A 12,877-nucleotide genomic window follows, 5' to 3' on the forward strand; every position below is an offset into this window, starting at 1 on the left:
GCGCACGGCCGTGCTGTGGGAGGGGTTGGCCGAGCCTGTGCAGGTGGTGTGCCGGCAGGCACAGGTGCTGCTCGACTGGCTGGAGCCTGGTGAAAGCGAGGGCGAAGGCGATGTGGCCGCCGCACTGCAGCAGCGCCTGGACCCGCGCGTGCAGCGCATCGATGTGCGCCGCGCGCCCATGATCCGCGCCGTGGCGGCGCAGGATGCGCCCAACGGACGCTGGCTGCTGCAGCTGCTGACCCACCACCTGGTGCTGGACCACACGACGCTGGAGCGCATCGTCGAGGAGATTGCGCTGATGGCCCAGGGCCGCGAGGCGGAGTTGCCCAGGCCCCTGCCGTTCAGGCGCTTCGTGGCCCAGGCCCGGCTGGGCGTGAGCACCAGCGAGCATGAGGACTTCTTCCGCGCCATGCTCGGCGATGTGGATGAGCCCACGGCGCCGTTTGGCCTGCTGGATGTGCAGGGCGACGGCAGCGCGGTGGAGGAGGCCAGGCTTGCGCTGGATGCACCGCTGTCGCGCGAGCTGCGCCGGCAGGCGCAGCGCCATGGGGTGAGTGCGGCCAGCCTGTTCCACCTGGCCTGGGCGCTGGTGCTGGGCAGGACCACGGGCAAGGACGACGTGGTGTTCGGCACCGTGCTCTTTGGCCGCATGCAGGGCGGAGAGGGCGCGCACAGCGCGCTGGGCATGTTCATCAACACGCTGCCGCTGCGCATACAGCTGGGCGGGCGCAGCGTGCAGGAATGCCTGCGCCAGACGCATGAGCTGCTGACGGGGCTGATGCACCACGAGCACGCCACGCTGTCGCTGGCGCAGCGCTGCAGCGCTCTGGCGGGGGGGACGCCGCTGTTCTCGGCCCTGCTCAACTACCGCTACACCGCAGCGCCGCAGGAGACGGAGGCAGCGGGCGCAGCCTCGGGCGCGTGGGAAGGCATGACGGCGCTGGGCGGGCAGGAGCGCACCAACTACCCGGTGGACATGTCCATCGATGACCTGGGCCAGGGCTTCCGCCTGGTCGGGCAGGCCAGCAAGACCGTGGGCGCGCAGCGCCTGTGCGCCTACATGCTGGCCGCCGTGGAAGGCATTGTTGCGGCCCTGGCCGAAACGCCCGCGCTGCCGGCCTGCGATATCGAGTTGCTGGACCGGGACGAATGGGCGCTGCTGACGCAATGGGCGCAATCGGTGCAGTCTGGATGCAACCCGCCGCGCCGCGACGCCCAGCCCCTGGTGCACAGGCTGTTCGAGCAGCAGGCGGACGAGCAGCCCCAGGCCACGGCCCTGGTCTTTGGCGACGAATGCATCAGCTATGCGCAACTCAACCGGCGTGCCAACCGCCTTGCGCACCGCCTGATCGCCGAGGGAGTGGGCGCGGAGGTGCGCGTGGGCATTGCGGTGGAACGCTCGGTGGAGATGGTGGTGGCCGTGCTGGCCGTGCTCAAGTCGGGCGCGGCCTATGTGCCCCTGGACCCCGGCTATCCGGCCGAGCGCCTGGCCCACATGGTCGAGGACAGCGGCATGGCCTGCCTGCTCACGCAGTCCCGCCTGGGGCTGGAGGTGGCCGGTCGCGTGAAGGCGCTGGACCTGGATGCCATCGGCGCGATGCCGGGGCCCGACCACAACCCTGGCGCCGCCGTGCATGGCGAATGCCTGGCCTATGTGATCTACACCTCGGGCTCCACCGGCCGGCCCAAGGGCGTGGGCATCTCCCACCGCTGCCTGGCCGAGCAGGCGCAGCTGGCCGTCGGCTTTGCCGCGCTGTCGCCGCAGGACCGCGTGCTGCAGTTCGCCACGCTGAATTTCGATGGCTGCATCGAGCAGCTGTTCGCGCCGCTGGTGGCCGGCGCGGCCATGGTGCTGCGCGGGCCCGAACTCTGGGACAGCGCCACCTTCCACAGGGAACTCATGGCCAGGCAGATCAGCGTGGCCGATCTGACCACCGCCTACTGGCTGCTGCTGGTCCAGGATTTTGCGCGCCAGGGCCTGCGCGGGTACGGGCGGCTCAGGCAGGTGCATGTGGGCGGCGAGGCCATGCCGGGCGCCGGCCTGCAGGCCTGGCGCGATGCCGGGCTGGGCCATGTGAGGCTGCTCAATGCCTATGGCCCGACCGAGGCCACCGTCACGGCCTCCCTCTTCGACTGCACGGGCCTGGTGGAAGGCGCCGGCGCGGCGCCCCAGGACCTTCCCATAGGCCGGCCCCTGGCGGGCCGGCACATGTGGGTGGTGGACGACCGGATGCGCCCCGTGCCCCTGGGCGTGGCCGGCGAGCTGTGCATAGGCGGGCCCCTGCTGTCGCGCGGCTACCTGAACCGGGCGGGGCTCAGCGCGGAGCGCTTTGTCGCCGACCCCTTCGGCCGTGATGGCGCAAGACTCTATCGCACGGGCGACCTGGTGCGCTGGAATGCGCAGGGCCAGCTGGAGTACCTGGGGCGGGTGGACCACCAGGTCAAGATCCGCGGCCTGCGCATCGAGCTGGGCGAGGTGCAGGCGCAACTGCTGGCGCTGGACGATGTGCGCGAGGCCGTGGTCGTGGCCGGCGAGGGACCGGCGGGCACGCGGCTGCTGGCCTATGTGTCTGCCCGCAGCGGGCGGACCCTGGACGGGCAGGAGATGCGCGAGCGCCTGGCCACGGTACTGCCCGACTACATGGTGCCGGGCGCCATCATGGTGCTGGACCAGTTGCCGCAGAACGCCAACGGCAAGCTGGACCGGCAGGCCCTGCCCGCGTTCGGCATGCCAGCCGCCAGCCAGGCGCCCGAGGGCGAACTGGAGGCGCTGCTGGCCCGTATCTGGGCCGAGGTGCTGGGCCTGGAGCGGGTGGGGCGCAGCGACAACTTCTTCGCGCTGGGCGGTGATTCCATCCTCAGCCTGCAGATCGTCTCGCGCCTGCGCCGCTTCGGCTGGAAGCTGTCGCCACGGCAGCTGTTCGAACGGCAAAGCATTGCCGAGTTGGCGCGTGTGGCCGAGCCCGTGCAGGACGAGGCCGTGGAGCATGAGACCCCGGTCCAGGGGAGCGTTCCCCTGCTGCCCATTCAGGCGGAGTTCTTCGAAACGGACGTGCCGCAGCGATCCCACTGGAACCAGGCCCTGCTGCTGCGCAGCACGCAGCCGCTGCAGCCTGCGCCGCTGCGCCAGGCCCTGGCCGATCTGCTGGCCCGGCACGACAGCCTGCGCCTGCGCTTTCGCCCCACGGCGCAGGGCGCCTGGGAGCAGGCCTACGCAAGCCCGTCCGAGGCCGATCTGCAGGCACTGCTGTGGGTGCGCCAGGCACGGGATGCCGGCGCGATCGAGGCCTTGTGCGAACAGGCGCAGCGCAGCCTGGACATCGTCCACGGGCCGCTGCTGCGCGGGCTGTGCATCGAGGTGGGCGACGGCAGCTGGCGCCTGCTGCTGGTGGCCCACCATCTGGTCGTCGATGGGGTCTCCTGGCGCATCCTGCTCGAGGACCTGCGTTCGGCCTATGCCAGCCGGCTGCAGGGCCTGGAGCCCGCCAGGGTCCACAAGACCGCCAGCTACCAGCGCTGGTCGCAGGCGCTGCAGGCCCATGCCGCGCAATGCGGCGGCGAGCTGGCCTTCTGGCAGGCGCTGGCCCAGGTGCCGGCCAGCCTGCCCTGTGCCCGCCCCGAGGGGGCCAACACCCTGGCATGGCAGTCCAGCGTCGAGCTGCGGCTGGACCGCGAGCGCACCGAGGCCCTGATCAGCCGCGTGCCGGCGGCCTACAGGACGCAGATCAACGACATCCTGCTGGCCGCCCTGGGGCGCGCCCTGTGCGCGTGGAGCGGGCAGCAGCGCATCCTCGTGGACCTGGAGGGCCATGGCCGCGAGGAGCTGTCGGCCGGCGTGGACGTCTCGCGCACCGTGGGCTGGTTCACCAGCGTCTTCCCGGTGGCGCTCGATGCGGGCACAGGCCCTGGCGACGCGATCAAGCGCGTCAAGCAAAGCCTGCGCGAGGTGCCGCTGCACGGCCTGGGCCATGGCGTGCTCAAGTACCTGGGCACGGCGCAGCAAAGGCAGGCCATGCAGGCCTTGCCCCAGGCCAGCCTGGTCTTCAACTACCTGGGGCAGTTCGATGCAAGCTTTGACAGCGCGGCCCAATGGCTGCCGGCTGCCGAGGGCAGCGGCATGCCGGCCGACGCCTCGGCGCCGCTGTCGCACGAGTTCACCATCAATGGCCGCGTGTACGACGGCGAGCTGGTGATGACGGCCGCCTTCAGCACGGCGCGCCACGACACCGCCGATGTGCAGGCCTGGATGGGGCGCTACCGGCAGGAGCTGGAAGGCCTGATCGACCACTGCCTGAGCGGCGCGCAGGGGGTGACGCCCTCGGACTTCCCGCTGGCCCGGGTCACGCAGGCGCAGCTGGACGGCCTGGACCTGCCTGCGGGCAATCTGGCGGACCTCTATCCGCTGTCTCCCATGCAGTCGGGCATGCTGTTCCACAGCCTGTCCGATCCCTCGGGGCTGTCCTATGTCACCCAGCTGCGCATCGACGCGCATGGCCTGGATGCCGCGCGCTTCCGAAAGGCCTGGCAGGCGGTGCTGGACCGCCATGCCGTGCTGCGCAGCGGCTTCCTGGCCGATGCGTCCCTGCCGCTGCAATGGGTGGCCCGGCAGGTCCTGCTGGACATCACCGAGCATGACTGCCGGCACAGCGAGGATGTGGCGGGGGCCCTGGATGCCCTGGCCGCCGGGCAGTTCGCGGCCTTCGACCTCAGCAAGCCGCCGCTGATGCGGCTGGCCCTGGTCCGCGTGTCCGATGGCAGCCACCACTGCATCTGGACCGCCCACCACCTGCTCACGGACGGATGGAGTTCATCGAGCCTGCTGGGCGAGGTGCTGCGCGACTACAAGGGCATTGCCGTGGAGCCCGTGGACACCAGCTACCGCGACTACATCGCATGGCTGCAAGGCCTGGACCACGGGGCCAGCGAGGCCTACTGGAGGCGCCTGGTGCAGCCGCTGCACGAGCCCACCTTGCTGGTGGATGCGCTTGCCCGGCCTGCTGTCCGGCCTGGTGCCTTGCCTGCAGCCCGTCAGGGGCACCACGAGGCCGGCGCCGCGCTGGATGCCGGTGCCACGCAGCAGCTGGTGGAGTTTGCCCAGCGCGAGCGCGTGACGGCCAACACCCTGGTGCAGGCCGCATGGTCGCTGGTGCTGGCGCGGTACACGGGCCAGGCCACGGTGGCCTTCGGGGCCACGGTGGCAGGCCGCCCGCCCGAGCTGGCCGGCGTGGAAAGAATGCAGGGGCTGTTCATCAACACCTTGCCGGTGGTCGTGGCCTGCGACGGCGCGCTGGAGCTGGGCCCCTGGCTGCGCACGCTGCAGGCACAGAACCTGGCCTCGCGCGAGCATGAGCAGACGTCGCTTTCGGACATCCAGCGCTGGGCGGGCAAGGGCCAGCGCGGCCTGTTCGACAGCATCCTGGTGTTCGAGAACTACCCCATGGATGCCGTGCTGTCCGCGCACGACGACCCGCATCTGCGGTTTGCGGTGACGCATGCCATCGACGTGACCTCCTATCCCATGGACCTGGAGGTGCGGCTGGGCGATGTGCTGTCGCTCAAGATGATCTACCAGCGGAGCAGCTTCGGCGATGACACCGTGCAGGCCCTGCTGCGGCAACTGGGGCAGGTGCTGGCGTCCATGGCGGGCGAGGGCATGCACTGCCTGCGGGACATCGCCTTGCTGCCCGAGCCCGGACGCGATGGGCCGGCGGGCACAGGCACGGGCACGGATGCCTGCCGCACGCCATTCCTGCCCGTGCATGCCGGCATGGCGCTGCAGGCGCACCGGGACCCGGGCGCGGTGGCGCTGGTCATGGGCGAGCAGACCATCAGCCATGGCGAGCTGCAGGCGCGCAGCAACCATTTCGCCAACCGCCTGGTGCAGGCCGGCGTGGGGCGCGGCGCCATCGTCGGCATCGCCATGGAGCGTTCGCTGGAAATGGTGATCTGCCTGCTGTCCGTGCTCAAGGCGGGCGCGGCCTACCTGCCCCTGGACCCGGCGTCGCCCGCCGAACGCCAGAGGTTCATGCTGGCAGACAGCGGTGCCTCCCACCTGATCGCCCACAGGTCGGCGCTGCACAAGCTGGGCACGCCGGCCGTGGCCCATCTGGTGGTGGCCGAGGAGGTGGACTTCACCCAGGCCTGCAACGCGGCGCCGGCCCATGCCGTGCACGAGCGCGACCTGGCCTATGTGATCTACACCTCGGGCTCGACCGGGCAGCCCAAGGGCGTGGTGGTCGAGCACGGGCCGCTGTCCATGCACTGCGCGGCCACGGCCGGGATCTACGGCATGCGGGCGAACTCGCGCGAGCTGCATTTCATGTCCTTCTCCTTTGACGGCGCGCACGAGCGCTGGCTGACGGCGCTGAGCATCGGCGCCGGCCTGGTGCTGCGCGAGCCGCAGATGTGGACGGCGGAGCAGGCCTGCGAGGCCCTGCGCCACCATGGCATCTCCAATGCCGCGTTCCCTCCGGCCTATCTGGCGCAGATCGCGGACTGGGCCGCAGAGCAGTCGCAGGAGCCGCCGCCGGTGGAGTTGTATGTCTTCGGTGGCGAGGCCATGCCCAAGGCCGCCTACGACAAGGTGCGCCAGAGCCTGCGCCCGCGCCTGCTCATCAACGGCTACGGCCCCACCGAGACGGTGGTGACGCCGCTGATCTGGAAGGCCGAGGCCAGCGAGACCTTCGACTGCGCCTACGCCCCCATCGGCCGGCCGGTGGGCGAGCGCACGGTGCACATCCTGGATGCCGACCTGCACCGGGTGCCGCACGGCGTCGTGGGCGAGCTGTACATCGGCGGCTACGGCCTGGCGCGCGGCTATCTGTCGCGCCAGGGCCTGACGGCCGAGCGCTTCGTCGCCGACCCCTTCGACGGCGGTGGCGGCCGCCTCTACCGCACGGGGGACCTGGTGCGCGAGATGCCGGACGGCAACATCGAGTACATAGGCCGGGCCGACCACCAGGTCAAGATCCGGGGCTTCCGCATCGAGCTGGGCGAGGTCGAGAAGGCCGTCCGGGCCGTGCCCGGCGTGGTCGATGCCGCCGTGCTGGTCCAGGATGCCGGTACAGGCAAGCAGCTGGTGGCCTATGTGGTGGGGGAGGAGGGCACCGCCGCGCAGACCCTGGTCCAGCGCGTCCGCCAGCAGACAGCGGAGCACCTGCCCGACTACATGCTGCCGGCCCATACGCTGGTCCTGCCCGCCTTGCCAAGACTGGTCAGCGGCAAGCTGGACCGTGGGGCGCTGCCGCTGCCGCAGGCAGATGCCGGGCGGGTTCACGTGCCACCGTCCACAGCGTCGGCCATGGCGCTGGCCCGCATCTGGCAGGAGGTGCTTGGCGTGGAACGCGTGGGCGAGACCGACAACTTCTTCGAGCTGGGCGGGGACTCCCTGCTCAGCCTCAGGATGCACGCCAAGGTGCGCAAGCTGGGCGATCCGCAGCTGGACTTCAAGCTGCGCGACCTGCTGCAGCGGCCCACCATTGCCGGCCTGCTGGAGCTTCGCTCAGCCGGCGCCGGTGGAGCTGGGGGAGCTGGAGGAGTCGTGGCGCTCAACGCCGTGTGCGAGGCTGCACCACCGCTGTTCTGCGTGCATGCCGGGTTCGGCACGGTGTTTGACTACCAGCCGCTGGCGCGGGCCTTGCAGGACCGGCGCACCGTCCACGCCATACCCTGCCGCAGCCTGGGCGATCCCGGCTACCGCGACCGCTCGCTGGAGCAGATGGCCGACGACTACTGCGCGATGGTGAGGCAGGTACAGCCTGCCGGCCCCTACCATCTGCTCGGCTGGTCCCAGGGCGGCAGCCTGGCGGCCCTGATCGCGGCTCGGCTCGAAGGCCAAGGGCAGACGGTGGGTTTCCTGGGGCTGGTGGACCCGTTCGTGCCTGCTGGCGATGCGGCCGGGTCCGCGTCGTGGTGGGATGACTTCCGGCTCTTCGTCTCGCAGATGCTGCCCTTGGCGCGCATCGAGGACCTTGCGGACATCGATGCATCGGTGCCGCCCCGCGCCGATCTGCTGGCTGCCGCGCTGGGCCGTGAAGCGTCAAGGCAGGGACCGGGGGGACCTAGCGGCCATGCCTGCATGGACGGCGCCGACCTGGCCCAGGCCTTTCTGACGACCCTGCACCTGAAGCACCTGGCGCTGCAGGCGCAGGCCCTGGCGCCCGTGCAAGCGGCGGCAAGCCTTTGGTGGAGCGATGAAACCGCGGCCGGGCACCGGCTGCGGCTCGCGCAGCAGCTGCGCCAGGAGGGGGCCGAGGGGGTCGACAGGGCCGAGGGCACGGTGATCCGCGCCGACCACTACGCCATCATGAGGAACGAGGGGCTGACGGCCGAAATCCTCGATGCATTGGCGCTGGAGTACGCGCTGGACTGACGGGCGCCGGGGACGGGGGCAGGACGCCCCCGTCCATCCCGGTTTTTTTCGTGAAATCGGGGTTACACCTTGTCTCCATTTTTCTGCGCAGAACGTCTTTGGAATGCACAACAACCAGCGCCGAGGTCCGCGCCCGGTTGGTAACCAGTCTCATTCAATGCCTTTGGAAATTCTTCAGCCATGCGTTCCTTGCCCCGTCAACATCTGCTGAGCCTGGCCCTTGCCACGGCCTTTGGTTCCGTCTCGTTCTGGAGCACCGGGGCGGTGGCCCAGGCCACAGGGCAGGAGGCTGCCCAAGTGTTCGATATCCATGTGCCGGCCCAGGCCCTGGCTTCGGCCATCAACGAGCTGTCCCGCCAGACGGGAACCCAGATGTTTGCCGCAGGCGACCTGGTGGCCGGGCTCAGTTCCCGCGCCGTCAACGGCCGCCTGACATCGGAGCAGGCCTTGCGGGAGCTGCTGGCCGGCACGTCCCTGGAAGCCATCAGGACGAACAACGGAGGCTTCGCCATCCGCCGTCCCGCAGTCTCCGGCGCGACCTTGCCGACCATCAACGTCACGGACAGCGAAACCGCAGCCGGCCCCGTGCAGGGCTATGTCGCCCGGCGCAGCTCAACGGGCACGAAGACCGATACGCCCATCCTGGAGACACCGCAGTCCATCACGGTCATCGGTGCCCAGGAGATCGAGACGCTGAAGTCGCAAAGCCTGCAGGATGCGCTGGGCTACGCGGCCGGCGTCACCCGCGCCGAGGGCCTGGACCGTACCTCGGACAGCCTGTACCTGCGCGGGTTCCGCACCACGGGCATGTACCGGGACGGCAGCCTGTTCACCGCCAACATCTACGACGGACGGCAGGAGCCCTACGGCCTGGAGCGCATCGAGCTGCTCAAGGGCGCCTCTTCGGTGATCTTTGGCTCGGTCTCCCCGGGCGGCGTGGTCAACACCGTGAGCAAGCGGCCCACCACGGAAAAAATCCGGGAATTGAACATCGATGCCGGAAGCTTCGGGCGCAGGCAGGTCTCGGGTGATTTTGCGGGCGCCCTGGACGACGAGGGCAAATGGTCCTACCGGCTGGTGGCGCTCAAGCGCGACAGCGACAGCTTCATCGACCATGTGCCCGATGACAGAACCTATATCGCCCCGTCGCTCAAGTGGCAGCCCGATGCGAATACCTCGCTGACACTGTTGGCCGAGGTCCAGAAGGACCGCACCGCCTACGTCTACGGACTGCCCGCCTACGGCACCCTGCTGCCCAACATCAATGGACAGATCCCCCGCAACCGCTTCATCGGAGAGGCGGGACGGGACAAATTCGATCTGGACCGCTACTCCATCGGCTATCTCTTCGAACATGCCTTTTCCGAGAAGCTCAAGCTCAGGAACAGCATGCGCTACTACAACGCAAAGAGCAGCTACTTCAGCACGGACGGCTGGGGCCTGTCCGCCGACCAGCGCTCGGTGGTGGAGCGCTACTTCCAGCCGCGCTGGGACCGCTCGTCGGCCTTCGTGACCGATACCTCGCTGCAGTACCAGCTGGACCAGGGCCGCGTCAAGCACACCATGCTGGTGGGCTTCGACTACGCCCTGCCAAAGCACGAGACCGAGCGCTATGAACAGCAGGCCGCCGACCTCGATGTCTTCAACCCGGTCTACGGCAAGCCGGTGGGCCCTGTCTCCCCCTACTACCGCTCGTCCTGGAAGAACGACTACAAGCGCCTCGGCATCTATGCGCAGGACCAGATCAAGATCGATGACAAGTGGGTGGTTCTGCTGGGCGGCCGCTATGACAAGGTCCGCTTCAACGAGACCAACTTCTTCACCGGGGACGTGAGCGCGGCCAATGAGAAAAGCTCGGCCTTCACGGGCCGGCTGGGCGTGGTCTATCTCGCCGCCAATGGCCTTGCCCCTTTCTTCAGCTACAGCGAATCCTTCGAGCCCACCCAGGGCCAGGACCGCCTTGGATCACGGTTCAAGCCGACGACGGGGCAGCAGTACGAGGCCGGTGTCCGCTACCAGCCCAGCGGCTCCAGGGCCATGGTTTCGGCAGCGGTCTTCCAGCTCACCCGCCAGAACCTGCTCGTGCCCGACCCCCAGGACGCCAGCAGGGCGTTCAACATACAGGCCGGGGAAGTCCGTTCCCGCGGCTTCGAGCTGGAGGCGCGAAGCTCCATCGGCCGCAATGTGAACATCATTGCCGCCTATGCCTACACGGATGCGCGCACCACGCAGGCAAGCCCCCTGCAGCCGGACGAACTGGGCAAGCGCTCCATCGGCGTGCCCTACAACCAGATATCGCTGTGGGGCGACTACAGCTTTGGAGACTTCGGGCTTGCCGGCCTCAAGGTGGGCATGGGCGCCAGGTACCTGGGCCAGACACGCGGCCTGGCCTATGGCGTTCCCGTCTCGCTGCCGGCGTTCACCCTGGTGGATGCCATGGTCAGCTACACCACCGGACCCTGGCGCTTCGCCCTGAACCTCACCAACCTGACCGACAAGACCTATATCGCCAGCTGCTCCTACGGCTGCTTCTACGGCGAGCCCCGCAAGGTGATCGGCACGGCCACCTATCGCTGGTAAGCGGGCATGGACCATGGGCCACGGCTGGAGCGATCCGGCCGTGGCCTTTTCTTTGTCGGGGAACCGAAGGCGCCGTTCAGAGCGCCTGCAACTGCACGCCGCCCCCGGCCTGCGGGCGCACCCTCAGCGGCAGGATGGACGGCAGCACGGCCAGCAGGCCAGCCGAGTCATTGGCGCGAAAGCGCCCGGTCAGGCGCAGCGCGGCCACGCGCGCATCGGCGGCTTCTATGGGCTGGGTGCGGTAGGCGTTGACGGTGGCCAGGGCCTCGGCCAGCGGGGTGTTCTCGAAGACCAGCCAACCCTCGCGCCAGGCGGACAGCGTGGCGGCATCGGCCTGGCGCACGGCCTCGGCCTGGCCGTTGCGGATGTGCACGATCTGGCCGGGCAGCAGGTCCAGCGTTGCCGCCGCCGGGCCCGTCGCATCCTGCGCATCCCTGCCCAGCACCCGGACCCTGACATGGCCATGCTCCACGCCCACGGTGACGGGGCCGCCGCGGTCGCGCACGGTGAAGACCGTGCCCACGACCTCGATGCGCGCCTCGCGCGTGATGACCTCGAAGGGCCGGTCGGGATCGGGGGCCACGTCGAATCGCACTTCGCCCCGGGCCATGGACACGCTGCGGCGCTGGCGGTAGAGCGTCACGGCAATGGCGCTCTGGGGCGCCAGTTCCACCAGGCTGGCCTGCAGCGGCAGCTTGCCGTCGGCCAGAGTGATCTTGAGGATCTGCGAGTTGCGCGTGGCGTAGGCCGAGGTGTGTATGGGCTGCTGCCAGTACCAGTAGGCGCCCCGGCCCGCCAGCGTGCCTGTGCCCAGCAGCCCGGCGAAGGACAGCAGCAGCTTGCGGCGCCGGACGGCCTGGGTGGAGCGCGAGGCCCGGTCGGCCAGCAGGGCGGTTTCCTGGAACTGCTCGCGCAGGCCGCCGGACATGCCGCCCAGCAGGTTCCAGCGCAGGTGCGCCTCGCGCGCGGCGGCATCGTGCCGGGCTGATTTCCCGCGCCATTCGCCCAGGGTCAGGCGGGCCTGGTCGGCCACCGGGTCGGGAGCGATTTCGCTTTGAACGATCAGCGTCAGCGCATGCTCGACCATGCGCTCGCTAGGTGCACTTGCCATGGAAAGGGGGAGTCAGGATGCGTCGTCGGTCAGTGTACTGTTGTCGAAATCCATGGCGCTGCCCAGCGCATGGTCCTCGATCAGTTCGGAGCGCAGCTGGGCCAGCACGCGCGAGCAGTCCAGTGTGGCGCGCACCATGTGCTTGGCGACGGCCATTTCGGTGATGTTGAGCTGGTCGGCGATTTCCGCGCGCGTGTAGCCATGGGCGCGAAAGAGGATGAAGACTTCGCGCCGGCGAGGCGGCAGGCCTTCCAGCGCCTGGACGACGCGGTTCAGGATCTGGCGCTGGGCCGCCAGGGTTTCGCTGGAGGGCGCGCTGTGCTGCACCACCATTTGCTGGCGCGTCCATTCCTGGGCGGTCTTGCGCTTGCGCGCATCGTCGATGCACAGATTGCGTGCCACGCGAAACAGCAGGGCGCGTGGGGATTCGATGCCGGCGTCGGGCAGGGTTTCGGCCTTCTTGCCGCTGCGCAGGCCCAGGGCGTGCACATAGACCCGCTCGAAGCTCGATTGCGCGATGTCGGCCGCATAGTGCGGATCCCTGAGATCGCGCGTGAGCTGGCGGCGCAGATCGCCATAGTGAGCCACGAGTTCCTGGATCAGGTCACGCATCCGGATACCTGCCTTTCCGCAAGGGCGATGGGTTGGAACCCCTGGGTCCGTACAGAGAAGGGCCTACCGGATGCTGCAACCCCGGCCAGGGCCGGGGCGGTGCAGCAGCGGGTATGGGATTCAGCGGCGCAGGTGATTCGAATTCAAATGCAAATGGTTTGCATTCAAATTATGGCATGGGAGATCCCTGCGCCATCATGCCC

Annotated in this window: 4 protein-coding genes (1 of these 4 running past the window's edge); 2 read left to right on the forward strand and 2 right to left on the reverse strand. The window is 69.3% G+C overall.

Features of this window, described 5'->3' with window-relative positions:
- Both ACRSCF_RS09675 and ACRSCF_RS09680 read left to right on the forward strand, forming a co-directional pair.
- Positions 1-8,371 carry the end of a non-ribosomal peptide synthase/polyketide synthase gene (locus ACRSCF_RS09675; protein WP_432675622.1) on the forward strand. 10,163 nt of this gene lie to the left of the window's left edge, so 8,371 of the gene's 18,534 nt are visible here — the last part of the coding sequence; its start codon lies beyond the left edge, outside the window; the stop codon is at positions 8,369-8,371.
- Positions 8,372-8,551: 180 nt separating this feature from the next.
- Complete coding sequence (locus tag ACRSCF_RS09680; protein ID WP_034363663.1) at positions 8,552-10,951, forward strand: TonB-dependent siderophore receptor; 2,400 nt, start codon at positions 8,552-8,554, stop codon at positions 10,949-10,951.
- Positions 10,952-11,027: 76 nt separating this feature from the next.
- On the opposite strand, the gene ACRSCF_RS09685 is transcribed toward ACRSCF_RS09680, so the two are convergent.
- The gene (locus ACRSCF_RS09685; RefSeq protein WP_034363666.1) at positions 11,028-12,062 is read right to left on the reverse strand and encodes a FecR family protein; all 1,035 of its coding nucleotides are present in this window, start codon (positions 12,060-12,062) and stop codon (positions 11,028-11,030) included.
- Positions 12,063-12,074: 12 nt separating this feature from the next.
- Positions 12,075-12,674, reverse strand: coding sequence for an RNA polymerase sigma factor (locus ACRSCF_RS09690; protein WP_012206549.1), 600 nt, complete (start codon positions 12,672-12,674; stop codon positions 12,075-12,077).
- Between the last annotated feature and the right edge of the window lie 203 nt (positions 12,675-12,877).

Origin of the sequence: Delftia sp. 11MD (assembly GCF_050907895.1) — a bacterium.
GTDB lineage: Bacteria > Pseudomonadota > Gammaproteobacteria > Burkholderiales > Burkholderiaceae_C > Comamonas > Comamonas tsuruhatensis.